This is a genomic window from Actinomadura sp. 3N508, from assembly GCF_044326375.1.
Taxonomy (GTDB): domain Bacteria; phylum Actinomycetota; class Actinomycetes; order Streptosporangiales; family Streptosporangiaceae; genus Spirillospora.
On record NZ_JBIRAX010000011.1, the window covers coordinates 185,197 to 211,284 of the forward strand.

The 26,088-nt window shown below is 69.6% G+C and carries 12 protein-coding genes; 8 read left to right on the forward strand and 4 right to left on the reverse strand.

Annotated features, from left to right (window positions below; genetic code table 11):
- Positions 1-57 precede the first annotated feature (57 nt).
- The 5 genes from ACH34S_RS33115 (at position 58) to ACH34S_RS33135 (ending at position 19,403) form a co-directional block, all read left to right on the forward strand.
- Positions 58-948 (forward strand): class I SAM-dependent methyltransferase, encoded by an 891-nt coding sequence (locus ACH34S_RS33115; RefSeq protein WP_395956800.1) that lies wholly within the window; start codon positions 58-60, stop codon positions 946-948.
- A 291-nt stretch (positions 949-1,239) separates the two neighbouring features.
- Positions 1,240-3,321, forward strand: a complete 2,082-nt coding sequence (locus ACH34S_RS33120) for a hypothetical protein (RefSeq protein ID WP_395956934.1) — start codon at positions 1,240-1,242, stop codon at positions 3,319-3,321.
- 396 nt (positions 3,322-3,717) lie between these two features.
- Entirely contained in the window at positions 3,718-7,830 is a 4,113-nt protein-coding gene (locus tag ACH34S_RS33125; RefSeq protein ID WP_395956801.1) for a LamG-like jellyroll fold domain-containing protein, read from the forward strand.
- A gap of 78 nt (positions 7,831-7,908) precedes the next feature.
- Entirely contained in the window at positions 7,909-14,790 is a 6,882-nt protein-coding gene (locus ACH34S_RS33130) for an RHS repeat-associated core domain-containing protein (protein WP_395956802.1), read from the forward strand.
- 1,766 nt (positions 14,791-16,556) lie between these two features.
- Positions 16,557-19,403, forward strand: a complete 2,847-nt coding sequence (locus tag ACH34S_RS33135; RefSeq protein WP_395956803.1) for an ATP-binding protein — start codon at positions 16,557-16,559, stop codon at positions 19,401-19,403.
- 20 nt (positions 19,404-19,423) lie between these two features.
- On the opposite strand, the gene ACH34S_RS33140 is transcribed toward ACH34S_RS33135, so the two are convergent.
- Positions 19,424-20,263: a hypothetical protein gene (locus ACH34S_RS33140; RefSeq protein ID WP_395956804.1), complete on the reverse strand. Its 840-nt coding sequence runs from the start codon at positions 20,261-20,263 to the stop codon at positions 19,424-19,426.
- 139 nt (positions 20,264-20,402) lie between these two features.
- Positions 20,403-22,040, reverse strand: a complete 1,638-nt coding sequence (locus ACH34S_RS33145) for a hypothetical protein (RefSeq protein WP_395956805.1) — start codon at positions 22,038-22,040, stop codon at positions 20,403-20,405.
- Positions 22,041-22,395: 355 nt separating this feature from the next.
- On the opposite strand from ACH34S_RS33145, the gene ACH34S_RS33150 reads away from it, so the two are divergent.
- Together ACH34S_RS33150 and ACH34S_RS33155 are read left to right on the forward strand one after the other, a co-directional pair.
- Positions 22,396-23,646 carry a MurT ligase domain-containing protein gene (locus ACH34S_RS33150; protein ID WP_395956806.1) on the forward strand — a complete coding sequence of 417 codons (1,251 nt, stop codon included), beginning with the start codon at positions 22,396-22,398 and terminating at the stop codon, positions 23,644-23,646.
- A complete protein-coding gene (locus ACH34S_RS33155) occupies positions 23,636-24,349 on the forward strand; it encodes a type 1 glutamine amidotransferase (protein ID WP_395956807.1) in 714 nt (237 codons plus the stop codon). Before ACH34S_RS33150 ends, ACH34S_RS33155 begins: the two co-directional genes overlap by 11 nt.
- 10 nt (positions 24,350-24,359) lie before the next feature.
- Here the strand turns inward: ACH34S_RS33155 and ACH34S_RS33160 are convergent, their stop codons facing one another.
- A complete protein-coding gene (locus ACH34S_RS33160) occupies positions 24,360-25,118 on the reverse strand; it encodes a gfo/Idh/MocA family oxidoreductase (protein WP_395956808.1) in 759 nt (252 codons plus the stop codon).
- Between the two features lie 112 nt (positions 25,119-25,230).
- Here ACH34S_RS33160 and ACH34S_RS33165 point away from each other — a divergent pair, with 112 nt between their 5' ends.
- Positions 25,231-25,725 (forward strand): pyridoxamine 5'-phosphate oxidase, encoded by a 495-nt coding sequence (locus tag ACH34S_RS33165; protein WP_395956809.1) that lies wholly within the window; start codon positions 25,231-25,233, stop codon positions 25,723-25,725.
- An 8-nt stretch (positions 25,726-25,733) separates the two neighbouring features.
- Here ACH34S_RS33165 and ACH34S_RS33170 read toward each other — a convergent pair whose 3' ends face one another.
- Complete coding sequence (locus tag ACH34S_RS33170; protein ID WP_395956810.1) at positions 25,734-26,030, reverse strand: DUF3303 family protein; 297 nt, start codon at positions 26,028-26,030, stop codon at positions 25,734-25,736.
- Positions 26,031-26,088: the final 58 nt, after the last annotated feature.

Here is a 26,088-nt window from a genome sequence, read left to right on the forward strand (position 1 = left end):
GCCGGGCCGGCGGCCCGGCGGATGCCGGTACGCCATCGTCAAGAGAGGTATCCGCTAATGACGGACTACATCACGAACGTTGCGATGCACGAGGCGGACTGGGGGACGTTCCTCGCACCCGACCCCGCCCTCGAGGACGCGGAGAACCTGCACGACGTCCTCGGCATCACCATCCTCAGCGGACACCACGCCGACCTGACCGTCTTCAAGGGCAGGAATCCGGTCTTCGACCGCATCGCCTCCCGGTCGACCGGTGTGGACCTCGCCTACGAGGACCAGTGCAGCGCCCAGCACTACTACGACGTGTTCGGCTGCGTGGAGCGCGAGCACGGCGCGCTGACCAGGCTCGTCGACGTCGGTGTGTTCATGGGCGGCTCCGCCGCGGTGCTCGCCGGGTGCGTCGAGCCGATGGGCCTCGAACTCGATCTGGTCGACGTCAACCCGGTGTATCTGCAGTTCGCCTACGAGCGGGTGCGCCGCATCTTCCCGCGCGCCATGACACGCGTCCGGATGTTCCACGGCGATCTGCCGACCTACGTCGCGAAGGTGCTGCGCGCCGAGCCGCAGACGCGGGCGCTGATCCACCACGACGGGGCGCACGACTTCAACCAGGTGGTCAAGGACCTGAGCTCCCTGTACTTCGCCCGCGACCGGGTCCACGGCGTCGCGCTGCAGGACACCCACCTCCGCGGCGACATCGGGTACTTCAACTTCGTGGACGCCGCCGTCTACGCGATGTTCGGCGCCGACGTGAAGTACGAGGCCCTCGGCTCCCGGTACCCGAAGGACTCGCCCGTGACGAACCCCAACCAGTGGAACGGGAACTACTTCCTGGCAGACACCCCGGAGGGCATGTACGTGCAGTTCGACGGCGTCGAGTGGAAGTACCCGCATCCGATGATGGAGCTGGACGACTTCCTCCCGGGGAAGGCACCGTCCGACGGCTGACTCGGGAGGCACCGTCCGGCGGGCGACTCCCATCTTTCCCCGGCGGTTGACCGTGCTGGCCGGATGTGGCCACGCTCTCTGGGAGCGGGTGTCCGATCTTTCCCGCAGGTTGGCCTGGTGACCGAATTGGCGAGGGGAGTCGGAGATCTGGCGGCCTGTTCCATTGAATGAGACGCGGGGATGCCGCAAGCTCTTTACCCTGTGCTGTGTAGACCGATGTAGGAAACCAACCGGCCACCCCCGGCGTTCCATACATTCCCGCGACTCCAGGGGTCTCTCGACGTGACGGACATGGCGAGCGGGTCCGCGATGGCGCGGCTGACACAACCCGACCGCGTCTACGTGGGCTGGCGCTACGCGCAGGTGCACCCCGATCCGGGGCCGCCTCCCGGGCGCCCCGAGCGGCCCGAACAGCCGCCGCCGGCGGCTCCGGCGCGGCGGCCGGGCGAGCACATGGCGGCCAGCCCCCTGCGGATCGTGGTCGGCGGGGCCCTGGTCTGCGTCGTCCTGTTCCTGCTGTGCGGCATCGCGGGCGTCATCCCGTGGTCGTTCGTGGGTGTCGCGCTGCTGGCCTTCGCGATCGTGCTGGGCATCACCGGCGGCGCCCTGTGGCGGGACGAGCGGAGCGTCCGCGAGCGGATCGCGCACGAGCAGGACATCGCAGAGCGCGCGCGGGACGTCCGCGAGCGGGAGCTGGACGCGGCCGAGCAGGAGTACGCGAAGGCCCGCTCCGACTGGGAGCGCCGCAGGTCGGCGTACGAGGGTCAGCGTGAGTGGTATCCGGTCGCCGTCCCGCCCGGGGTCGACCGGGTGGACGTCGTCGGCGGCACCCTGGCGGGCTGGTCCGCGGCCGTCACCACGATGGGCGCGGCCCGGCTGGCGGTCGGGGCCCGGCTCACCGTCATCGACCTGTCCGAGGGCGCGGTCGCGCACGACCTGCTGCGGCTGGCCGCCGACCGCGGCGACGACCCGCTGGTGTGGGTGCTGCCGAACGATCTGCCGCGCCTGGACGTCACCCGCGGCCTGAACCCCGAGGCGCTCGCGGACGTGCTGTCGCTGGTCGTCAGCGCGGGCGAGGAGGAGGGCGGCACCCGCGACCTGTCGTTCGACAACTCGATCCTGGAGCGGATCATCGACGTCCTCGGCCCGGACGCGACGATCCCGCGGATCACCGCGGCGCTGCGCGTGCTGGCCCAGGTCGGCGACCCGCGCGACGATCTGCGCAAGGGCCTGCTCACCGACGACCAGCTGGAGCGGATCGCGACGCTCTTCGGCCGCGACGCCACCGACCGCATCGTCGTCCGCCGCGCCTGGGCCCTGGAGGCGCAGCTCCGGAAACTGGAGAAACTAGCCACCGAACCCGTCCGGCTGCCCCCGTCCCGCCTGCACGTCGTCTCGATGGACAGGCGCGCAGGCGTCCTCACCAACCGGATCCTGGGCACCTACGTCACGACCGCGCTCACCCACCGGATCAGGGAGGCCCCGCCCGGCGGCCGCTGGGACCACACGCTGTTCCTGTGCGGCGCCGAGAAGCTGCGCGGGGACGTCCTGGACCGGCTCATCGACGCCTGCGAGGCCACCGGAACCGGACTCGTGCTGATGTACCGGTCGATCCCGGGCCACGTCCGCGAACGCCTCGGACGCCGCGGGCACGCCGCCGTCGGGTTCATGCGGCTCGGCAACCCCGAGGACGCCCGCATCGCCGCCGAGCACATCGGCGCCGGACAGCCGCTGCTCGTCGCGGAGATCACCGACTCGGCCGGCGAGACGCTGTTCGACGTCGCGGGGGAGAGCTACGCCAGCACGGTCGCCTACGCCCGCCCGCGCGGCGACGGCCTCACCGACCCGGCCTGGTCTCCGCTGCCCGCCCCCGCCGCCGACGACTCGGTGCTCGTCGAGGGCATCAGCTCCGCCACCGCCTGGGGCCGCACCGTCGCCGACCGCCGCGACGACGGTGACACCAGCGCCAAGCAGCGTTTCCGCGAACTCATGGTCGAGCCCCCGCAACTCCAGGAACTGCCGCCGACCGCAATGGTCTTCACCCATTCGGGCGCGACGGGCCGCCGCGTCCTCCTCGTGGACGCCAACCCCGGCATCATCACCCTGCCGACCGCCCATTCCATGGAGTTCGAGGAGTACCTCCGCGAACAGGAGACGCACTCCGAGCCCGCCGACGAGGCCCCGGCGGAGGCCCCGGCCCCAGCTCCGGCTCCCGAACCGGCGGCACGGGCGGCCCCCGCTCCGCGCCTCCGCCAGCCGTCCCGGGCCCGCCACGCCCTCCCGCGCGGCGCGGCGGCCCAGCGCCCGGTCAGGATCGTCCCGCCCCTGAAGCCGAATGGCCGCCACAAAGCCGACCCTCCGCCCTCGCCCTGAGGGCCATACGACCACATCCGGCCCAATGGCGATAAGCCTTGTGAACGCTGCCGAAACGTGGCAGGTAGCGCGGCTTTTCCAATTCTGGCGCTCTCCAAACCTCCAGTTCCGGAAGCGTCGAGTCGCGCAGCGTGACGTCCGCGCTCAGGACGATTTCTAGAAGTCGCGCAGCTCGATCAGCGAGTTTACCGACAAGCGTGTGATCTATGTCACAGCGTGAAGATCAATCGGGGATCTTCCGCTCCTTCAACCGCCGGGTTACTTTAAGGCGGATTTAACTACCCTTTACATCGAGGGGTTCATATGGGTCGCGATGCGGTACGCCGTTGGGCGTCGATTCTTCCGTCGTTATTGTGGCGGCGGCCGGGATGGATTGCCCGTCTTGCGACCTTGACAATGGTCGCCGGATTGGTGCAGGTGCCATTGTCGGAGGTGACCCATGAAACCGCAGCTCAGGCCGATGAACCGGCGAAGCCGACGAAGACGGCGGTGACCGAGGAGAAGGCCGTCGCCGCGGCGCGGCAGGCCGGTGAGCCGGTCGAGATCACCTCCAAGCGCGGGGAGGACCGCACGGTCCGGGCGCTGCCCAACGGCCGTATCGAGGTCCAGCAGCATCTGCGCCCGATCCGGACCCGACAGGACGGCAAGTGGGTCGAGATCGACACCACGTTGCACCGTTCCGGCGAGGCGATCGTCCCGGCCGCGAGCACGGTCGGGCTGCGCTTCTCCCCTGGCGGGAACGCTCCGATGGTGCGGCTGACCCGGGCCGGCCGCGAGCTGGCGCTGTCATGGCCCAAGCCGCTGCCCGCACCGACCCTGGACGGCGACACCGCCGTCTACCAGGGCGTCGCCGGCCCCGACGTCGACCTGCGGCTGCGAGCCGAGCGGGACGGGTTCGCGCACGTCCTGGTGGTCAAGACGGCCCAGGCGGCACGGGACCCACGGGTGGCGAAGCTGGCGCTGGGGCTGTCGGCCAAGCGGCTCGCGGTGAGCAAGGAACCGGGCAGCGGGGTGCTGAAGGCCGCCGACACCGGCTCAAGGTCGGTGGTGTTCGAGGCACCGTCCCCGATCATGTGGGACTCCTCCCAGGCCGGCACCCAGCCCCCGCAAACCCGGGCCGCGGTGGCGCGGGGCGACGAGCCCGCAGAAGGCGCCAGGACGGCCGCGATCGAGGTGGCCGTGGCCGACGGCACGCTCACCCTGACACCCGACCAGGCCCTGCTGACCTCGCCCGACACCAAGTTCCCGGTGTACATCGACCCGGTGTGGACGACGAGCAAGGCCTCCAGTTGGGGAATGGTCTCCTCGGGCTGGCCGACCCAGTCGTATTACAAATTCGCCGGAAAGAGCACCGAGGGTGTGGGGCGCTGCGAGGTCGCCAAGGACCCCAACTGCGTGAAGAACCAGACCAAGCGCCTGTTCTACCGGATGCCGCTGCCGGCGATCAAAGGCCGCTACATCCAGGCCGTGGAGTTCACCGCCTACGAGACCTACGCCTACGACTGCGGCAACGACACCTCGATCGAGTTGTGGCGGACCTCGACGCTGAGTTCCGGTGCGACGTGGAACAACGCCACAAGCTCATCGGTCTGGAGCCAGCAGCTGGGCTGGAAAGCGGTGTCGTACTGCTCGAGAGCGCCGGTCGAGTTCGGCGGGACGTTGCTGCGGTCACATGTGCAGGACGCGGTCAACAAGGGCCATTCCACGATCACGTTCGGGCTGAAGGCCTACAACGAGTCGTCGATGTCATGGTGGAAACGGTTCGCCGATGACGCCTATCTGCGGGTCCAGTACAACAACCCGCCGTCGCAGCCCAAGACCGACAGGATGTACGCCGACCCGGGCACCGCGTGCCTGCCCAGCGGCCAGGCCAAGTCGGTCAACGACTTCTCCAGGTTGTACGCCTACCTCGAGGACCCTGACGCCGAGGACGCCAACAAGGTGTACGGCCAGTTCACGCTGCACTGGGCGAACAACCCCGACGGGTCGGACTGGGGCGAGAAGTGGACGTCGCCGCTGATCGGCCCGAAGACCACGGGCAGCAAGTTCGATGTGGAGGTGCCGCACACGATCCCGGTCGGAACCAAGATCGGCTGGGGTGTGCGGGCCTGGGACGGCGAGCAGTACAGCGCATGGAGCTACAACGGCGCGCAGACCGGCTGCTACTTCTTCTACGACCCGGCGATTCCGGGAAAGCCGACCATCACCTCGCAGGAATACCCGGAGGGCGGCGAATGGCGCGGCGGTGTCGGGGAGGCAGGACGGTTCGTCATCTCCGACTCGGCGGGGGTCGCCAGCCGGTACGAGCTCACCCTGAACAGCGCTCCGATCAGAACGCTCGCCACCACCAACGGGGCGGCGCAGGTGGCGAGTCTGGCACCGACCCGATCGGGCCCGAACGTCCTGGAGGTCGAGGCGTTCTCGGCCGCCGGCCAGAAAGGCGCCACCGTCTCCTATGAGTTCCTGGTGAATGCCGGGGCCGACCCCGTGGCGCGGTTCGCCCTGAACGAGGGCGCCGGAGCCACCGCGGTGACCTCGACCGGTCCAGGGCTCGCGGCGACGGTGGCCGGGTCCGCGACTCTCGGCGGCGCGGGCAAGCACGGCACCGGTCTGTCGATGGACGGCGTTTACGGCTTCGCGGAGAGCACCCTTCCGCTGGTCGACCCGACCAAGAGCTTCACCGTGTCCGCCTGGGCGAAGCCGACCCAGTACGGAATGGTGAACGTCCTGGCCCAGAACTCCACATTCCAGAGCGCGTTCCAGCTCGGAATCGATCCGGCGGGGATGCCGCAGTTCAAGAAGCCCGCCACCGACACCGACGGCGGTGGCGGAGCCTGGTCCAAGGCCACGGACGACACTCCGCTTCCCCTCGGGGAATGGAGTCACCTGACCGGCGTGTACGACCATAGCGCCGCACAACTGCGACTTTATGTGAACGGGCAGTTGCAGGACACCGTGGCCGCGGGCGCTCCATTGGTGTCACACGGCGCCTTCGAGATCGGCCGCAGCCTCTACAACCGGGCCTTCGCGAACTATTGGCCCGGCTCCATCGACGACGTTCAGGCGTTCACCCAGGCGCTGTCCGGCGAGCAGGTCCAGCAGCTCCTCGATGGTGCGGCCCCGGCGGGGGCGGACATGGCCGCGCATTGGAACATGGACGAGCCGGCGGGCAAGATGCGGGTGTACAGCCCCATGGATCCGTGGCAGGCGACCCTGCACGGCACGGCGACGCTCGGTGCCCCAGGGCAGGCGGGCAGCGCACTGAGGCTCGACGACACCACCCAGGCGCACGCCGGAACCGACCGTCCCGTCATCAACACCATCCGCAGTTACGCGGTATCGGTGTGGGTCCGTCTGGAAAAGGGGGACCGCACCAGGACGGTCCTCAGCCAGGACGGCGAGAGCAGGAGCGGCTTCTACCTTAAATACGATCACGCCTATCAGAAGTGGGCCTTCTCCAGGGTGAAGGTCGACAACGGTGATGACACCACCGCCTACCAGGCATTCTCGAAAGAGCCCGCAATCCTGAACTCCTGGACCCACCTGGTAGGGGTGTACAACCAGCACTCCGGAAAACTACAGATCTATGTGAACGGCCAGCCCGGGACGGAGAGCCCGCAGGTCGCCTCGTCCTGGCTCGCCGCAGGCGGATTCCAGATCGGCCGGAGCAAGTGGGCTGGTATGCAGGCCGACCACTGGCCCGGCGTGATCGACGACGTGCGCGTCTATGACCGGATTCTCGGCGACCGGGAGGTCGAGGAGCTGGTCACCCAGCACCCTGTGCTCAAGGCTCGGTGGGTGCTGAACCAGGAGCCGGTTGGCGAGGCGTTCGAGGGGCCGGCGGGGTCGCCCGGGCTGGCTCTGCACAATGGCGCGGCGATCGTCGGTGGCGCCGGGATCGGGCTGGACGCGGTCGCGGGTCTCCAGCTCGATTCGGCCACCAAGGCGTTCGCCGAAAGCGCGGCGAACGTCGTGGAGACCGATCAGAGCTTCACGCTCGCGGGCTGGGTCCGGCCGCCCGCTGGTGGACGTCCCCAGCAGCCGGTGACCGTGTTCTCCCAGGCCGGTGCGAATACGAATGCGTTCCAGTTGCGCTACGTCCCCGGCGCGGACCCGGCGCTGCAGGGGAGCTGGCAGATCGAGATGCGCAACGCCGACGACCAGGCCGCCGCACCGATCACCGCCGTCCACGGGGACTTCGATGAGCACGGCTGGATGCACCTGGCCGTGGTGTACGACGCGCTGCGCGACCGCGTGAGCCTGTACGTCAACGCGGAGCTGTACCAGAACAGCGACGGCGTCTCGCAGGTCGGTCAGGTCCAGGGCTTCAAGACGCCGGGCAGCCTGCTCCAGGTCGGGCGGACCAAGTTCGGTGCCACCGACGGCAACGGTACGGAGTTCTGGCCCGACGCCGTCGATGACATCTGGGCGTACCAGGGCGCTTTGACCCCGGAACAGATCGCCCGCCTGGCCATCAACGACGACATACCAACCGACGCCGGCCCGTAGCCCGGCACCCGTCCCTGCCCTTGACCCGCTGGATCCGTGATCCCCCCTTGCCAGGGGCGATCGGCGATGGAGGATGTCGTGAACGCTGGCCGGAAGGTATCTGGTCGGGCCACTAAGGCGCTGGTGCTGGACCCGGGCAGGGGCCTGACCACGATCGCGGCCGTGACGGCGGTCGTCATGGCCATGGGGCTGATGTCGGCGCCGCGCGCGCTGGCCGAGCCGCCGAACCTCGGCCGTCCCAAGGTGGACGACCGGCAGGAGCCCGTCGCGGGCCGGAACCTGAAGGTCAAGCCCCGCAAGACCGACACGGCCGCCGCCGACCCCGGCCCGGCGGCCCGCGCGGCCTGGCCCGCGCCCGGCAGCGCCGAAGTCGGCGTCGCTACAGGCGGACGGAAGGCGGGCACCCTCCCCGTCGAGATCCTTGAGGCGCCCAGCCGGAAACGTGCGTCCGGTGGCGCCGAGCCGGCCGGCCGGGTGCGGGTTCAGCTGCTGGATCGCGGCGCCACACGCGCGGCGGGAGTGGACGGGCTGGCGTTCACCGTCGCCCGCACCGACGCCGCCGCCCCGGGACGCGTGCGGTTGCGGCTCGACTATTCCAAGTTCGAGCAGGCGTTCGGCGGCGCCTACGGCGCTCGGCTGCGGCTCATGACAATGCCGCAATGCGCGCTGACCACCCCGTCCCAGCCCGGCTGCCGCACGCCCATTCCGCTGGACACGGTCAATAACGGCAAGGCGAAGACGCTCACGGCGGAAGTGGAGGCGGCGCCGGCATCGGCCTCGACAATGGGCAACGCAACGTTGCTCGTCGCCGCAGCCGGTTCCGAAAGTTCTCAGGGCGACTACAAGGCCACATCGCTGGAGGCGTCGGCCACGTGGAACGCCGGCGGGAACACCGGTGACTTCACCTGGTCGTATCCGATGCGCGTTCCACCCGTTCCCAGCGGGCTGACGCCGAAGGTTGCGCTCTCCTACTCCTCGGCGAGCGTGGACGGCAAGACCGCCAACACCAATGGCCAGCCGTCCTGGGTCGGTCAGGGATTCGACCTGTGGCCCGGCTACATCGAGCGGCGCTACAAGTCCTGCGAGGACGACGGCGCCCCCAAAGACGAGTGGGGGAACTCGCCGGGCGACCAATGCTGGGGTTACGACAACGCGACCGTCACGTGGAACGGCAAGGGCGGGGAACTGATCAAGGCCGCCGACGGCTCCTGGCGGATGAAGGGCGACGACGGCACCAAATTCGAGAAGCTCGCCAGTTCGTCCACCGCAAACGGCGACGACAACGGCGAGTACTGGAAGGTCACCACGACCGACGGCACGCAGTACTACTTCGGCCTCAACCGCCTTCCCGGCTGGACGAGCGGAAAGCCGGAGACCAACTCGACGTGGACGGCCCCGGTGTTCGGCGACGACGCCGACGAACCCTGCCACGACTCCACCTTCGCCGGATCCTGGTGCCAGCAGGCCTACCGCTGGAATCTCGACTACGTCGTCGACCCCGCCGGCAACGCCCTCAACTACACCTACGGCCAGGAGACCAACCACTACGGCCGCAACCTCAAGGCCGCCGACGAGACCCCTTACGTCCGGGGCGGCTACCTCAAGACGATCTCCTACGGTCTCCGCAAGGACGCGCTGTTCGCCAAGCCGCCCGCACAGGTCGTCTTCACCACCTCCGAACGCTGCATCCCGGACGCGACCTTCGACTGCGCCCCGTCCAAGATCGGCGCCAACCCGGACCGCTGGTGGGACGTCCCGTGGGACCTGAACTGCAATTCCGGCCAGGAATGCAAGGACGACCACGGAGCGATCTCGCCGACGTTCTGGTCCCGCATGCGCCTGACGAAGGTCACCACCCAGATCCTCACCCCGGACGGGTCCGCCTACCGGCCGGTGGATTCATGGTCGATGGACCACGAATGGAAATTCGCCGACGTCGAGCGGGACCTCGTCCTGAAGGAGATCACCCACACCGGTCACGCCGCGACCGATGGAGGCGGCGCCGTCACGCTGCCGAAGGTCACGTTCAACCACGTCCAGCTGCCGAACCGGCTCGACAAGACCGGCGACGACATCCTGGCCTACGTCCGGTACCGGCTCGGCGCCATTTACGACGAGTCCGGCGGCCAGATCGACATCTCCTACTCCGAGACCGACTGCTCGCTCAGCAACTTGCCGACCCCCGAGACCAATACGACGCGCTGCATGCCGGTGATCTGGACGCCACCGGGCCGCGAAGACCCGATCACCGACTGGTTCCACAAATACGTTGTCACGTCCATCATCCAGACCGACCGCACCGGCCTGTCCCCCGACATGGCCACCAAGTACGAATACGTGGGCGGCGCGGCCTGGCATTTCGATGATGACGACGGGTTGACCAAGGAGAAGGACAAGACCTGGTCGCAGTGGCGCGGCTATGGCCACGTCCGCACCCTCACCGGCGACTACAACACCCCGTCCACCCAGGCCGACGCCTATTTCATGCGCGGCATGGACGGGGACCGCCAGACCACGTCCGGCGGGGAGAAGAACGTCTCCGTCTCCGACGGGGAGGGCGGCACCCACCCCGACCACGACGCGCTGTCCGGGTTCGCGCTGCGGACCGTCCAGTACACGGGGCCCGGCGGCGCCGTCCACGCCAAGACCGTCAACACCCCGTGGCGGCTGCAGACCGCCTCCCGGTCCCGCTCCTGGGGCACCACGACCGCGAACCTGGTCACCGTCGACACCACCCGCACCTGGACGGCCAAGGACGGCGGCGGCTGGACCGAGACCAAGACCGACAACACCTACGCCGACACGGGCCCGGGTGCGGGCCGGATCACCGAGGTCAACGACTTCGGTGACACCGCCACCAGCGACGACGACAAATGCACCCGCACCACCTACGCCGACAACGACGACGCCTGGATGGTGAGCTTCCCGTCGCGGGTGGAGACCGTCTCGGTCGCCTGCACCGTCACTCCGAACCGTCCCGCCCACGTAGTGACCGACACACGCGCCTACTACGACAACGCGGGGTTCGGTGCCGCCCCGTCCAAGGGCGACGTCACCAAGGCGGAGAAGCTCGCCGGCTACGAGGGGACGACGCCGGAGTACGTGACCGAGTCCAGCACCGTCTACGACTCCTTCGGCCGCGCCATCCAGGTCAAGGACGCGCTTGGCGCCACGACCACCACCGCCTACACCGACACCCAGGGCCTGACCACAAGGAAGCAGACGACCACACCACCGGCGACCGCCGGGAAGGCCGCCACGGCGTTGACGACCATCGAGGAACTGGATCCCGCGTGGGGGTTGCCGACCCGCACCACCAACGCGAACGGCCTGAGCACGGACCTGGTCTACGACGGGCTCGGACGGCTGCGCAAGGTGTGGCTGCCCGACCGATCCAAGGCCAACGGCAACGATCCCAGCTACGAACACCAGTACCGGTTCACCGAAGGGAAGATCGTCGCGGTCACGTCCAAGGCCATCGTCGCGGGACAGTTGCGCGTCACCGGCATCGAACTGAGGGACGGATGGCTGCGGCCCCGCCAGACACAGGCGCCCGCAAGCGCGCCGTTGCGGCTGATCAGCGACACCTTCTACGACGACCGTGGCCAGACCGTCAAGACCTACGCGCCCTACCCGGCCTCGGGCGAACCGGAACCGGAACTGTTCGGCGTCGGCACTCCCGGCGCGGTCGAGTCACAAACCCGCACCGAATATGACGGGCTGGGCCGCAAGACCGTCGAGAAATCGACGAAGGGGAACGGCTCGCAACCCGACCAGGAACTGTGGCGCACCACCTACGCCTACGGCGGCGGCAACCGCGTTTCCGTCACCCCGCCTGAGGGCGGCATCCCCATCGCGACCCTGACGGATGCCCGCGGCCAGGTGATCGAACGCCGCCAGTACAAGGCCGCGACCCCGGCCGGTGAGTTCGACGCGACCCGCTACGCCTACACGCCCGCCGGGGAGATCGCCTCGGTCACCGACCCGTCCGGCAACGTCTTCACGACCACCTACGACCTGCGCGGACGCAAAACCAAGACCACCGACCCCGACAAGGGCACCACCACCTTCGGCTACGACGACCTCGACCGGGTCGTCTCCACCACCGATGCCCGCGGCAAGAAGGTCTTCACCACCTATGACGGCCTGGGCCGCAAGATCGCCACCCGTGAGGGGGCGTCGGACGGGCCACTGCTGACGTCCTTCACCTATGACACCGCGACGCGCGGGAAAGGCCTCGCGGCCAGCACGACCCGTCATCACAACGGCGCCCAGTACACCAGCAGAGTTCCCGAATACGACGTGCTGGGACGTGTCCGCAGCGCCACGGTCACCATTCCGCAAGCCGAAGGTCCGCTCGCCGGGACCTATTCCACGGTCTCCGAATACAACAGCGACGGAACCCTGCGAACCTTCAGGCCACCCACTGCCGGCGGACTGCCCTACGAAACCCTCACCCACACCTATGACGCGCTCGCCCGTCCCACCCGGCTGACCAGCGATCTCGGCACCTACATCGACAAGGTCACCTACCGCGACACAGGCGAGGTCCAGCTGATGGACTTCGGCCCGGTCGGCAAGCGAGTCTTCCAGGCCTTCCACTACGAGGAAGGCACGCGGCGCCTCGAACGCGCCAACACCACCCGCGAGGGCATCAACGGTTCTCCCCGCAGCGCGTTCTACCACTACTCCGATGCCGGGACGGTCACGTCCATCACCGACACCTCCGACGACGGCGTCGACAACCAGTGCTTCACCTACGACCACCTCCAGCGCCTCACCCAAACGTGGACACAAGGCACCACCGATGCCTGCGCCGCCTCCCCGACCGCCGCACTGATCGGCGGTCCGGCGCCGTACTGGCACACATTCACCTACGACAAGGCCGGCAACCGCACCGGCGAGACGCGCCATGGCATCGGCGGCGTCGCCGACACCGTCCGCACCTTCACCTACGCACCGCCTGGGCAGGGCAACCGCCTCAACCAGCTCACCCAGACGGGACCCACCGGCCAGCGCACGGACGGCTACACCTACGACGCGACAGGCAACACCACTGCCATCCAGACCACCGACGGCAGCCCCGCCCCCAGCACCCAGACCTTCGACTGGAACACCGAAGGCGAGTTGACCAAGGTCACCGAGAACGGCAACGACACCACCTTCATCTACGACGCCGAGGGCAACCGCCTGATCCGCAAGGACCCCGGCGGCGCCACCCTCTACCTGCCGGGCAGCACCGAGCTCCGCGCGCTCAACGGCGCCTCCACCGCGACCGGCACCCGCTACTACGACTTCGCCGACCAGACCGTCGCGATGCGCACGTCCGACGGCGCCGTCACCTACCTGACAGACGACCACCAGGGCACCGCCCAGGTCGCCATCAACGCCGTAACCCAAGCCGGAACAATCCGCCGCTTCACGCCCTTCGGCTCCATCCGAGGCATGGACGAAGACGCGACGTGGCCGAACGACAAGGGGTTTGTCGGAGGCACCCAAGACCCCACCGGCCTCACCCACCTTGGCGCTCGCGAATACGACCCCGAAACCGGCCGCTTCATCTCCGTCGACCCCATCCTGGACCAGGCCGACCCTCAGCAGATGAACGGTTACACCTATTCCAACAACAACCCCGTAACGCACGCCGACCCTGACGGCCAGTGCCCACCCGACATCTGCGGTAAAGGCGTAATGAACGTCGGCCACAGCAAACCGGCCACCACCGGCGGCTGCGGCCATGACGTCTGCGGTCCGGTGAAGCAGGTCGCGCGCTACCTCAAGACGTGGTGGAAGCCGGTTCGGCACAAGATCGGCGCTACCGTCATCGAAGCCCCTTCTGGCGCCGCTTATCACGCTGCCCTCCTGAAGGCGATGCTCGAGAGGTCGAAGAGCGGCTACTGGGTCGATAAGCACGATCCGCTGCCCAACTGCACACCTGGGGGCGCGGGCGCCGCGAATGGTGCCTGTATGGCCGGCGACATCGACATTCTCACGAGGTTCGGTGACCTGATTTGTAAGGTAGGGGGCTTCAAATGCGGCCACCTCTCCCGCTTCAGCCTCGGCCTCGCCGGATTCGTGCCAGGCATGGGCACCGGCGGTCAGGCCGGCGGCATCGGGATGGGCAGGTCGGCCCGACCCGGAAGAACGTCGGGCCCGGGCTGCCGCAGCAGTTTCGTGCCCGGAACAACGGTTCTCATGGCGGACGGCCGCCGGAAACCGATCGAGGACGTCAAGGTCGGCGAGGAGGTACTCGCCACCGACCCCGAGACGGGTGAAACCAGCGCCCAACCCGTCCTGGGCACGATCACCGGTAAGGGCGACAAGAACCTCGTCCAGATCACGGTCGACGGCACTGCCGCCTTCGTGCCCTTGAAGGCTGAGGATCGCGAGTCGGCCAAGCCCCACATCGACAAGTCCGGCGTCGTCATAGCCACCGACACACACCCCTTCTGGGTCGCCGGGGACATCGACGCCTGGGTCAAGGCCGCCGACCTCAAGCCCGGCATGTGGCTCCGCACCAGCGCCGGCACCTACGTCCAGATCACCGCCACCGAACACTGGACCACCCACCACCAACGCGTCCACAACCTCACCATCGCCGACCTCCACACCTACTATGTACTCGCTGGTCAGACGCCGGTGCTCGTTCACAACAGCCCCGGCAACTGCAACTCGCTCACGCGCGCACAGTCCGACGATATTGCGAAGTACTTGGGGTATACAAAGACCAAAAAGAGGTCTGCAGGCGGGGCCCCGATTTGGGAGAACAGGAATGCTGGAGCTGGTCAACCTCGATTTATCACCTACGATCGGACCGGGCATAACAGGCAGGCGGTATTCAAGGGTGCCAACTTCCGTAATCCTTTCCAGTCGGCGAGGGATTCGGCTCGGGACGGAACGTATGGGCTGGATATATCCTCGACAGGAGAGTTGTTGGGACTCAAGTGGCTAGCCAAATGACAGCCGAGCTTGTCGTCAGCCCGAGCGACCATCATGTACGAGCCTTCCTGGCAGAGGTGTCGGCCTGGAGTGCCTACGCAGTGGATTTGCGGAGGTTGCTCAATGTGGTAATCGAGGAATGCGGAGCTGACCGTCTTGAGGTCAGTGAGTTGCTGGTCAGTCAGCCGCCCCCTGGCCGGTATTGGAGGCTCCGCAACGGGATGCAGGCTAGCCCTGCGGAGGCGATCGATCTCGCTGAGCGGATGGCGGCTGGGTTGGGACCGTACTGCCGACTGATCACACCGGGACGGCTTCGCGTCGAGTCGGGATGGGATGGGGCGATTCATCTCTCAATGGATCCAGCGGTAGCCAATTCGCTTACCCGGCTCGCTGGCGACAACCTGTCTCTTGAGTGGCGCGCCTCGGAACCGGATCCTGAGGAGGAGGAGGAGCCAAGACTTGTCGATGACGTCGTGAATGACGAGTTTTGGAGCTCGGTTCGAGCGGCGGCTGATGGGCTGCTGCTCTTGTGTGAGCGCTGGGCGCACGGTGCTTATGGTAGCCGATGGTTCCGGGTGACTTTGGGAAATGTAGCGGAGGTGGCACAGGCTGTACGGCCTCGCTCGCTCCTCTGCGTTGTCGTAAACCCGGACCTGCGGCTCGACGCAGGGCTATTGGACGAAGATTTCACTGCGTTCGAAGGTCCGCTCACGCCTGGCCAGCTCATCTACCGCGCTTACCCAGGAGGGGCCGATAGTCTCGCCGAGGTAACGGACAGGGGATTGTCGTTCATGCTGGCAGATGCGGTCTTGGCTGGGTGGTGCGCCGTGGTGCCGGATTCAGACGGCGTAGCCAGAGCGGCATGGGAGAGTCCTGGTGAGGGGTGAAGGGGCTATCTCTAGGAATAAATCGATTCGCGATCGAAGTGATCCGCTTGTTACCGGTGGTGACCGAGCTTCGTGTCCGATCAAGAGCCCCATAGATGGACGGGGTGTTCCACCAATAATGGTCAAGAGTGTGAGCGCCCCATCGCGGCCCGAAGGGCGATCGAACTAGGTATCGTCCCCGACGGAGTCCTCGGAGACCTTCGATGAAGGTTGCCGCTGCACGGCGGGGTTCGAGACCTGCATGGAATCCGTTCCGATCCGGCCAAGCAGGGGATGGATGCCGGGACAAACTGGAGTGCTTTCGTGCGCAATCCAAGTAGAGAGGTCCAGAGGTGTCGTGTCTGTGGACTTCTGCAAGCGGAGCCGCCATGGGGTTTGGACGAGTGCACGCCGTCATTTGAGATCTGCACATGTTGCGGGGTGGAGTTCGGCTATGAAGACGCCACGTTGGAAGGGGTCAAGCGGCATCGGCGAGAATGGCTGGCCTCCGGATCGGTGTGGTGGGACGCCACGGCCGGGCTTGATGGCTGAGATCTAGAACATCAGCTTGCGCAGATTCCATCTGGATATCGTGACGGCTCGGCCTGACCGATCGCCTGCGTCGGGCTTGGCGGGCGGCTGTGCCCTCGGGTGGGGTGGTGGGCGTTTTTGGGTGGGTGGTGGCGGGGGGAGTGGGTGGCGCGGAAGGATGTCGGGGTGACATCGCCTCCTGGTCCGCCGTTTCCTGAAATGTCGCCCTACCAACCGCCGGCGAGTACGCCGCCGGTCGGGTTGCGCGGGCCCGGCGGGCGTGGGGTGCCGGACGCGCCGCGGGGGGACGAGTTCGTCCTGCCTGGGCCCTGGTACCGGATTCAGGCGATTCCGGTGCCGCAGCGGGAGGCGTCCGCTGAATGGGACTTTGTGAGCGTGCTGCCTGCGGCGTTGTCGGCGGCGCGGTTGGGGCGGCCGTTCGTCGTGGGGTGGCTGTCGGCCGGTGGCGGGGCGCCGCTTGAGCTGATCACCAATGCGGGGCCGATCAGCGGGGCGGGGGACGGGCTGCTGTTCCCGAGTGGGGCGCGTGGGGTGCCCATCGGGGACGGGTGGTTGCGGCAAGCCGAGCGGATGGCGTGGACGCGTTGTCCTGGGCGGCTGGCTCCTCAGGTCGGGCGGGCCGATGTTGGGCCCGGGCTGTTCGAGTCGACGCTCGTGACGTTGATGGAGCGGCCCTTCGGGTGGTTCGTGGTGGCCGATCCGTGCGATGAGCGGCTGATCGACACCGAGATGCGCGAGCTGCATCACGAGCTGCGGATGCTGCGGCGCGGTGAGGACGAGCAGGCCAGGCTCGCGGTCGCGCGGGCGGACCAGCGGCTCGGGGAGCTGGACGCGTTCCGCGAGGCGGGGCTGTGGCAGGTCAGGGTCGTCGCGGGGGCGGCGACGCAGGCCGAGCTGGGGCAGATCGCGCCGGTGCTGGTGGGGTCCATGGAGCTCGGGCACCATCCTTATCGGCTTAGGTCGGGGCAGGGCGGCGGGTCCTTCGCCGGAACGCTCCGGCCCGGGATCGAGGCCGCGCCGGTGCGGTCGGTCGTCGAGCCGGACGAGCGGTTCCCGTTCGTCGCCACCGCGGGGACGCTGGCGGCGCTGGCCGGGTTGCCGCGCAGGGAGGTTCCCGGGCTGCGGGTCCTGGACGCCGGATACTTCGACGTCACGTCCGAGACCGACGGACTGCCCGAGAAGGCGGAGGAGGCGCAGATCGAGCTGGGCGCCATCCTGGACGGGCAGGACCGGCAGGTCGGGCGGCTCACCGTGCCCCGGTCGACCATCAACCGGCATGTGTTCGTGACGGGCGCGACGGGCGCCGGCAAGTCGCAGACCGTCCGGCATCTGCTGGAGCAGCTGACCCGGGCGGGGATTCCGTGGCTGGCGATCGAGCCGGCGAAATCCGAGTACGCGGCGATGGCGGGGCGCATCCAGGACCTCGGCGGGCCGGTCACCGTGGTGAATCCGTCCGACCCGGGGTCGGTGCCGCTGTCGGTGAATCCGCTCGCGCCCGAGCCGGGGTATCCGGTGCAGGCGCATATCGACATGGTGCGGGCGCTGTTCCAGGCGGCTTTCGACGCCGAGGAGCCGTTCCCGCAGATCATGGCGCAGGCGTTGCAGCGGGTCTACGAGAACAACGGGTGGGACGTGGTGACGGGCGCGGGCGTGCCCGGGTCGCTGATTGAGCCCGCTGTCCCGACTTTGGAGCAGTTGCAGAACGCCGCGCTCCAGGTCATCTCCGACGTCGGGTACGGGCGGGAGCTGATGGCCGACGTCCAGGGGTTCGTGGACGTGAGGCTGCGGTCGCTGAGGATCGGGTCCGCGGGACGGTTCTTCGAGGGCGGGCACCCGGCCGACATCGGCGGCATGCTCCGCGACAACATCGTCCTCGCCATCGAGGACGTCGCGAACGACGAGGACAAGGCGTTCCTCATGGGAACGCTCATCATTCGGATTGTTGAACACTTGCGCATGCGGGAACGTCGCCGCGACCGCACGGACGGTCCCGCCCTCCGGCACGTCATCGTGATCGAGGAGGCCCACCGGCTGCTGCGCAATCGCGGCCCGGAACGCACCAGCTCGCACGCGGTGGAGCTGTTCGCCGGGATGCTCGCCGAGATCCGCGCCTACGGCGAGGGGATCATCGTCGCCGAGCAGATCCCGACCAAGCTCGTCCCCGACGTGATCAAGAACACCGCGCTGAAGGTCGTGCACCGGCTGCCCGCGTTCGACGACCGGCACCAGGTCGGCGCGGCGATGAACCTGGACGACGACCAGTCCCGCGAGGTCGTGTCGCTGCGTCCCGGTGTCGCGGCCGTGTTCGCGGACGGCATGGACCGTCCGCTGAGGGTCCGCGTCCCGCTCGGCGAGGGCCGCGAGGCGGAGCTGCCGGGCCCGCCGCCGCCCGTGGACGGCCGCCGGTCGGCCGCGTGTGGCTGCGAATGCCGTTCAGGACGGGCCTGCACGCTGTACGAGCTGCGGGAGGCCGATCTCGTCGCCGGGCATGCCGACTGGGCCTGGCTGCGGCTGTGGGCGGACACGCTGGTGCTCGCGCATGTCGTGAACCGTCCGATGCCCGCGGTGCCGCCCGAGCTGGGCCGCGCCTGGTCGCGGCTGACTCCCCGGCTGCGCGAGTGCGCGCTGGCGACCGTGGTGGAGCGCGCCGTGTCGCGGCGGTCGCGGGCGCTGCGGACGGCCTACCCGCCGTCCGAGCTGACCGCCGCCGTCGCGAAGGTCGCCGGGCGGCTCCTCAACCTGGACGTCCCCGTCACGGCGCCCGGCCCGAACTGGGTCATCCCGCAGGTCAGATGGCTGCACGAGCTCGACCGTCTCTTCCCCTACGGGGACGATGACCGCGTCCCCGACAAGCACGCGCCCGCCCCGCCGCTCGACTACCAGCTGCCCGGCCTGAAGCAGCCGCCGGACCCGAAGCTCGGCCACCGCCTCCGCGCGCTGCGCCGCCATCCGCTGTCGATGGGCCTCGAACGCAACCGCCCGATCGCGCTCACCGCCCTCTACGGCGACGACGACCAGGCGGGCTTCTACCAGGACCTCCCCGTCGTCGCGATCGGCTTCGAGGAGGACGAGCAGGTCGACCATGTCGCCGAGACGATGCGCGTCGGCGAGTGGCTGGAGCCCGTGCTGAGCTGGTTCGAGCGCTTCGTCGCCCCGTTCGAGGACCCGTCCGCCGGGCTCCCCTTCCTCGGCCGCCCCGACGGCGACACCGAGTAGGCCGATCGCCTGCCCGGTGGTCAGATGTCGTCGGCGGTGCGGGCGGGGAGGCCGGCCTGCTGGGCGATCGGGGTCCAGTAGCCGATGAACTCGTTCTTGGCGTCGCTGGCCCGCTGGTTGACGTCCGAGACCTCGCCGTCGGACGGGCAGCCGGGCGCGACGTCGAGGTAGCGCTGGTTCGACTCCGAGGACGCCTCCAGCGCGCGGACGAGCGCGTCCTTCAGCTGGGCGCCGTTGTCGAGGGCGGTCACGTCCAGGGAGCGGGCCCTGCCGAGCTGGGAGCGGCGGGCGTCCAGGACGCGTCGCAGCCCGCTCTCCTCGCAGCCGTCGACCACCACCGAGCCGAGGTCGGAGCGGGTCGTGCCCATCTCGGCCAGCAGGCCGTCGACCGCCTTGGCCTGCTCGCCGACGTCGCCGCTGGGCGTCCCGCTCTCGGGGACGCCGTTCTGGCTCTGCTGCGTGGACGGCCCGCCGCCGCCCGCGGGATCGGCGGACGTGCCCGACCCGCTCGGCCAGAACACGATGCCGAGCGCGAGCCCGAGGAGCAGGACGACGCCCGCCGCCACCAGGAAGTACGGGGTCCTGCTCGGCTTCGGCGGCGGGGGCGGCCGCCAGATCGCGGGTTCGGGCGTGCCGGGCCCGCCCGGCGGGACGGACCACGGCTCGGGCGAGAGCAGCGTCGACGTCTCGTCGGACGGCGGCATCGGCGTCGTGTACTCGGGCGGCGGCGGGGTCTCCCACTGGACCGGGCCCTGAGGTGACGCCGCCCACGGCGGCGCGGGCGGCTCGTCGGGAGTCGTCGCGTCGCCGCCCGGAGGCGGCGCGCCGAGCGGTGCGTTGCAGCGCGTGCACCGGGGCAACGCCGACGTGGTGTCGCTTCCGCAGCCCGGACACCGCATGAGGCCCCCTACCCATCGGTTTCGACGGTGCCAAGATACTTGCGCGGTCACCGGCCGGGAACCGTCTGTCAGAAGGTCGCAACCGGGTCGTGACCGGCCGTCACACCCTGCGCCAGCTCCGCGGCGGCTGCCCGGTCTTCTTCGCGACCGGATTCCACAGGACGACGAACCGCTTCTTCGCCGACGTCGCGCGCTGCTCGATGGCCGCGCGTCCGGGCACCTGCGCGGCGCTCGGACGGGGCTTGCCGCGGCAGTTCGCCTGGTTCTGCTGCGCCCACTGCAGCAGAACCTGGTCGACCTGCAGCGACGCCGTCAGCGCCTCCGCCAGCGACCGGCGGAGCCGCTCGCCGTTCGCCAGCTTGTCGACCTGGAGGGCCCGCGTGCGGTTCAGCTGGCTCTGACGCTGCTGCGCGACCGTCTGGAAACCCTGGATGGCCTGCGGCAACGTCTGGCATTTCGCGGCCCTGCCGAGCGCCCCGGCGAGGACGCGCCGCGTCCCCACGCTGTCGTTCAGCACCCCGTTCATCGCGTCGGCCTGCTCCTTCGTCGCCGCCGGGATCGGGTTCTTCTCCGCGACCTGCTTGTTCGACGGCGATGGGCTCGCGTTGGGGGTCTTGGACGAGTCGTCCCCGGACGGCCACGCCACGAACACGATGGACCCCACCGCGATCGTGACCAGCGCGGCGACGGCGGCGATGAGCGGCTTGCTCGGCCCGCCCCCGCCCGGACGTCCGCCCCCCTGACCCGGCGGGTAGCCGCCGTAGGCCGGGTCGCCCGGACCGAACTGCCCCATCGGCCCCATCGGCATGCCGCCGCCCTGCCCCATGTGGGGTGCGCCCATCTGGGGGGCGCCCATGTGGAACGGGCCCATGGCAGAGCCGGGGTCCATTCGTGTCTGGTCTGGGGCGGCGCCGAAGCCCATCGGCGTGGGGTGCGCGCCGGGCATGCCGGGATTCATCGTTGCCGGGCCGGGCGCGTACTGGGTCGCGTCGGCGTCCATCATCGTGGGCGGCTGGCCGCCGACGACCTGCGTCGCGTCCGCGTCCGCGGCGTCGGGCTTGCGCGGACGGGCGAACCACGAGTCCGGGACGATCGATTCCGTGCGTTCGGGCAGCGGCTCCAGCCCGAACCCGCCGGGGGCGGACTCCGAGGTACCGAACGCGCTGGGGGCGGCGCCGGCGGAACCGGCGGCGGGCAGTGCCGGCGGGCTCGCCGACCAGGCGGACGGCGCGGGTGCGGGCGCGTTGAAGGCGCTGAAGCCGCCGGACGTGTCGTCGTCCTCGTCGGGGTTGAACGTCCACGCCGCCGTGTCCTCGGGGTCGGCGGGCGGGAGCGACCCGGCCTGCGCGGGCGCCGGGGACGGCGGCGATGGCGGTACGGGCGGTGCGGGCGGTTCCACCGAGAGCCGGAGCGGCGGCTGCGCGGCCGCCGCCGGGGGCTCGGGCGCCGTCTGCGACGGCGACTGCGGCGATGGCGACTGGACGGGCGGCGGCTGCACGGGCGGCGGCTGCGGGGGCATGGCCAGGTCGGGTGTCACGGGCGGTGGTTCGCTCGGGGCCCAGGACGGCATGGGCGGCGGGACGCGCATCGTCCGGTCGAACACGTCGGCAGCCTCGGCCGCGGGCGGCGCCGACAGCGGAGCGACGGGGCCGGCCGAGTACACGTCGATCGGCGCCTCACAGTGCGAACACTTGCCGAGCGTCCCGGGCGTGTCATTGCCGCACGTCGGACACTGCATCGCTCAGACCTCGCCTTATAGCCGCTTGTCCCACGCCTGCGAGCGGTCCGCCGTCGCGGCGGGCGTCGCCTCCCCGCGAATCAGCAGGGGTCCCGACAAAAGTAGTGGGTGACGCCGTTCTCAGGCGCGTGGTTGGGAATCTGGCGCACCGCGGTCGGAGGACGCACCGAATCACGACATGTCGGCACAGGTCAAGATTGTCCTGATTGGTTTACCGGTCATCGTGTGATGATGGTCACATCATGCCCGGCCGGATCCGAGGCTGTCCCGTAACCCCGCCGGTGACGCCCTCAGCGTTGCGCGCAGCGGCTAGGCTCGGAGCGGTTTCCCGGCGCATCCAGAGAAGACGGAGTCCATGAGCGATCTTCCGCTGCGTTCGCAGCTGGCCGTCGCGCTCGGTCGTACGGCCGCCAAGATGTCCCGAATGGCGGGCCGCGGGGACGGCTCGGTGATCGGCGGTAAGGTCGGCCTCCGCCTCGATCCCGAGCTGCTGACCAGGCTCGCCAAGGACCGCAAGCTCGTCCTCGTCAGCGCCACCAACGGCAAGACGACGACGACCCGGCTGATCACCTCGGCGATGACGCCGCTGGGCGAGGTCGCGACCAACGCGTTCGGCGCGAACATGCCGACCGGCCACGTGTCCGCGCTCGCGGCGGCGCCGACGGCCCGCTACGGCGTGCTGGAGTGCGACGAGAAGTACGTCCCGATGGTGCTGCGGGAGACGGGCGCGAACCTCGTCGCGCTGATGAACCTCAGCCGCGACCAGATGGACCGTGCCGCCGAGATCTGGCTGCTGGCGGGCAAGTGGCGCCGCGCGCTGGAGGCGTCCCCGCAGAGCCACGTCATCGCCAACTGCGACGACCCGCTCGTCACCTGGGGCGCGTCCACCGCGAAGAGCGTCACGTGGGTCGCCGCCGGCCAGCACTGGCGCGAAGACTCCTGGTGCTGCCCCGAATGCGGCGGCCCCCTCGACCGGCAGGACACCGACGAGGACAGCGACTGGGCCTGCCGCCAGTGCCATTTCCGCCGCCCCCAGCCCGACTGGACGCTGCGCGGCGATCTCGTCACCGCGCCGGACGGCCGGACGTTCGGGCTCACCGAGCTGTCCCTGCCCGGCCGCGCGAACCGCTCCAACGCGCTGATCGCCCTCGCGGTCGTCGCGCAGTTCGGCGTCCCGCCCGAGCAGGCGCTGCCGCTGCTGTCGCAGGTCACCTCCGTCGCGGGCCGCTACACGACGGTCGAGCACGAGGGCCGTTCGATCCGGCTCCTCCTCTCGAAGAACCCGGCGGGCTGGCTGGAGGCGTTCGACGTCCTGCAGCCCGCGCCCGGCCCCGTCGCGCTGTCGATCAACGCGCAGGGTCCGGACGGGCGCGACACGTCCTGGCTCTGGGACGTCGACTACCGCATCCTCCGCGGCCGGCCCGTCTGGGTCTCCGGCGAGCGCCGCATCGACCTCGCCGCCAGGCTGGAGGCCGCCGACGTCTCCTTCACCGTCGTGGACGACATCGACCAGGCGGTCATGGCCGTCCCGCCGGGCCACCTCGACGTGATCGCCAACTACACCGCCTTCCAGACCATCCGAACGAGGTACGGCCGTGTCGTCTGACCGCATCAAAATCGTCTGGATCTACCCGGACCTGCTCAGCACCTACGGCGACCAGGGCAACACGATCGTCCTGGAGCGCCGCGCCGCGCTGCGCGGCATCCCGACCGAGACGGTCAACCTCCGCTCGGACGAGCCCGTCCCCTCCGACGGCGACATCTACCTGCTCGGCGGCGGCGAGGACCGGCCGCAGATCCTCGCGGCGCAGCGCCTCGCGGGCGACGGCGGCCTCGCGCGGGCCGTCCAGTCCGGCGCGGTCGTCTTCGCGGTCTGCGCGGGCTACCAGCTGCTCGGCCACGAGTTCGGCGGCGAGGAGGGCCAGCCCGTCGCGGGCCTCGGCATCCTCGACATCCGCTCGGGACGCGGCGAGCAGCGCGCCGTCGGCGAGATCGTCGGCGATGTCGCGGGCGAGCTGAACGTGCCCCGCATCACCGGTTTCGAGAACCACCAGGGCGTCACGCAGCTCGGCCCGAACGCCCGCCCGTTCGCGAAGGTCCTGCACGGCATCGGCAACGGCGACGGCTTCGAGGGCGCCTACAGCGGCCGCGTGCTCGGCACCTACATGCACGGCCCGGCGCTCGTCCGCAACCCCGGCCTCGCCGACCTGCTCCTCCGCTGGGCGGTCGGCCACGACCTGCAACCCCTGGACGACTCCTGGGCCGGCCGCCTCCGCGAGGAACGCCTGAACGCCGTGGCCGCCAGCTGATCCGCCTGACCTAGGGTGTCCCGTTTCCAATGGCCGGGACCGGGACGGGGCGTGAGCCCTCGCTGAGCGACTCCGCCCCGGCGACGCCGACCAGGGACGCGGCCACCGCCGGGCGGACGGGGATCAGCGGCGGTTCGCCCCGCTCCACCGTGGCTCGAAATCCTTGGAGTACCAGCACGGTGCCTTCGGCGCCGCGCTCCACCGTCTCGCCGTCGAAGCTCAGCGTGGGCGGCGTGCGCTCCTCCTCGTGTGCGGCGCCGTCCGGGCGCGTCCAGCTCTCCGCCTTGAGCCGGACGGACCAGGATCGCTCCGCGGGCCCCCGGACCGCCTCCGCCAGGGCCCGCGTCCCTCGGGCCGACACCCAGCTCCAGTGGCTGCCGGGTTCGCCCTGAAGGAAACCGTGCCGGGTGACGGCGAGGGCCCCGCTGGAGAGCCGGACCACCAGGACGGCCGCGGTGCGGCGGTCGGTCTCGTCCACGAGGAAGGCCGACACCTCGACCGGCCACGCGCCGGTCAGCGCCAGCACGGGCGAGATCGTGTGCGTGCAGTAGGCGGTCGGCGGGATGCGCCCGCGCCAGTGCGCCGGATCGCCGATCAGCGCGTCGATGTCGCCGGGCGACATCCCGTGCAGGTAGTCGGCCTCGGCCAGCGTGACCGCGCCGTGCCGCGCGGGGTCGCTGTCGCAGGCGACGGCCACGTCCATGCCGAGGCGGCGGCACCAGGTCGCCAGCTGGAGGCCCATCTTCAGCCCGACCACACCGATGCGCATTCCCGTAGCCTCGCGCAGCGGCGTTCAGCTGGGCAAACGACTTTCCCGGGGTGCCGGCGATGAGTTCGCGCGGGCGCGCGAGTCAACACCGCGTACCGAGTGAGGAGATCCCATGGACTTTCCGCAGGGTGATGTGTGCCTGCTCCAGACCGATATCGCGCAGCGCCTGTTGCATTCGACGATCCCGGCCCGGTTCGCCTACACCGCGACCGACGGGACGCCCCGCGTGATGGCGACGTGGTTCACCTGGACGGGCGACGAGCTGGTGATGGCGACCTACATCCATTGCCCGCCGATGGGCATGCTGCGCCCGGCGCGCAGGCTGAAGGCGCTGCGCGAGCGTCCCGACGTCGCCGTCACGATCGACACCGAGCCGCAGCCGCCGGAGGTCCTGCTCCTGCGCGGCCGGGTGTCGATCACGGAGGTGGACGGGATGGTGCCCGAGCAGGCGCAGGCGGCCCGCCGGTTCCTGGGTGAGGAGGGCGGCGCAGGCTACGTGGCCGGGGCCGAGCATCCCGAGACGCGCATGGCCCGCATCGCCCTGCGTCCCACCTGGGTGGGCGTCCTCGACTTCCAGACCCGGCTGCCGGAGATCATCACGCCCTGACGCGAACGTCAGCCTTGCTGCTGCTGCCAGGCGGCGATGCCCTTCCGCATGTCGTCCGCGTTCATCACCGGCTGGATCTCGATCCTCGCGCCCAGCTCCTGGAAGAGCGGCTCCGCGATGGTCGGCAGCGTCGAGCTGTCCTGCATGTCGAAGACGATGGTGCAGGAGCGTCCGCCCTGGCTGGGGCCGAAGTAGGCGGCCTCGGGATTGAGCTTGGCCATCAGCGACTCCATCACCTCCGGCAGCCTGCCGCTGGCGAGCGCCTCGTTCGCGAGCCTGATGTCGTCCAGATGCGCCCTGAGCATGACTCTCATCGCACTGCCCCCCGTACGGGCCGGGCCGAGCGCGGGCCCGTCCGCGTTC

What these genes read in the sequence shown, in the direction of transcription:
- ACH34S_RS33115 (WP_395956800.1), top strand. Translation starts at nt 58, where the DNA reads ATGACGGACTACATCACGAACGTTGCGATGCACGAGGCGGACTGGGGG.
- ACH34S_RS33120 (WP_395956934.1), top strand. Translation starts at nt 1,240, where the DNA reads ATGGCGAGCGGGTCCGCGATGGCGCGGCTGACACAACCCGACCGCGTC.
- ACH34S_RS33125 (WP_395956801.1), top strand. Translation starts at nt 3,718, where the DNA reads ATGGTCGCCGGATTGGTGCAGGTGCCATTGTCGGAGGTGACCCATGAA.
- ACH34S_RS33145 (WP_395956805.1), bottom strand. Translation starts at nt 22,040, where the DNA reads ATGCAGTGTCCGACGTGCGGCAATGACACGCCCGGGACGCTCGGCAAG.
- ACH34S_RS33150 (WP_395956806.1), top strand. Translation starts at nt 22,396, where the DNA reads ATGAGCGATCTTCCGCTGCGTTCGCAGCTGGCCGTCGCGCTCGGTCGT.
- ACH34S_RS33160 (WP_395956808.1), bottom strand. Translation starts at nt 25,118, where the DNA reads ATGCGCATCGGTGTGGTCGGGCTGAAGATGGGCCTCCAGCTGGCGACC.
- ACH34S_RS33165 (WP_395956809.1), top strand. Translation starts at nt 25,231, where the DNA reads ATGGACTTTCCGCAGGGTGATGTGTGCCTGCTCCAGACCGATATCGCG.
- ACH34S_RS33170 (WP_395956810.1), bottom strand. Translation starts at nt 26,030, where the DNA reads ATGCTCAGGGCGCATCTGGACGACATCAGGCTCGCGAACGAGGCGCTC.